The sequence below is a fragment of the Kineococcus indalonis genome (assembly GCF_009906395.1).
Taxonomy (GTDB): Bacteria; Actinomycetota; Actinomycetes; order Actinomycetales; family Kineococcaceae; genus Kineococcus; species Kineococcus indalonis.
In genome coordinates, this window is sequence record NZ_JAAALM010000847.1 from 1 (window position 1) to 1,084 (window position 1,084).

The 1,084-nt window shown below is 77.2% G+C and carries 1 protein-coding gene; it reads left to right on the forward strand.

What is annotated here, in order from left to right; translation table 11 throughout:
- The first annotated feature begins 121 nt into the window (after positions 1-121).
- Positions 122-982, forward strand: a complete 861-nt coding sequence (locus tag GTR00_RS21515) for an LLM class flavin-dependent oxidoreductase (RefSeq protein WP_166613533.1) — start codon at positions 122-124, stop codon at positions 980-982.
- Positions 983-1,084: the final 102 nt, after the last annotated feature.

Consider the following 1,084-nt stretch of genomic DNA (forward strand, 5'->3'; position numbering starts at 1 on the left):
GGTCAGCGCCCGCACCGCCCGCCGAGCGCGCCCGGCGCCGGTGGTGGTGCCGCGGGCGCTGACCCGCCGGCGGCCGGCGTCTGAGAGGCTGCGGCCCCCACCGACCGCCCGGAGGAACCCCGTGACGCTGGCCCTGTCCGCCGTCGTGCTCAACGACCACGCACCCGCGGAGTTCACCGCCGCCGTGCGCGAGGTCGAGACCGCCGGCCTGCGCACCGCCTGGACGTACGACCACCTGTCCTGGCGGGACATGCGCGAGGGGCCGTGGTTCAACGCCGTGCCGCTGCTGGCCGCCGCCGGCGCCGCCACCAGCACCGTGCGCCTGGGCACCCTCGTGGCCTCCCCGAACTTCCGCCACCCCGTCACCTTCGCCTCCGAGGTGGTGGCGCTGGACCACGTCAGCTCCGGGCGCTTCGAGCTCGGCGTCGGCGCGGGCACCTCCGCGCAGGACGCCTCCGTGCTGGGGCTGGAACCCCTCACCCCCGGGCAGCGCCAGCGCCGCTTCGAGGAGTGGACCACCCTGCTGGCCACGCTGCTGTCGCAACCGGTCACCGACGTGCGCGGGGAGTTCTACACCGCGCACGACGCGCGCACCCTGCCCGGCCCGCTGCAGGCCGGCGGTGTCCCGCTCACCGTGGCCGCCGCCGGCCCCCGGGGCACCGCGTTCGCCGCCCGCACCGGCACCGGCTGGGTCACCTACGGCGACCCCGCGGCCCGTGACCCCGAGGCCGTCACCGCCGGCTACGTCGAGGCAGCGCGGCGCTTCGAGCGCACCCGCCGCGAGGTCGCCCCCGAGCGCACCCCGCGCCGCCTGGCCCTCGTCGGCCGCGACGAGGCGGGCGTGTTCACCCGCTACGGGGAGTTCGCGCAGCGGCTGGAGGACGCCGGGTTCGACGAGGTGGTGGTGCACTGGCCGCGCCCCGACGGGCGCGGCGTCCCCGCGGGCGCGCTGCGGGAGGTGCTGCGCGTCCACGGCCTCTGAGGGTCCGAGGGCTCGACTTCGCGAGATCGCCGTGACCGGGGAAGTGGTCACTCCCTCGATCACGGCGATCTCGCGAAGTCGAGCCCTCGGACCCTCAGAGGC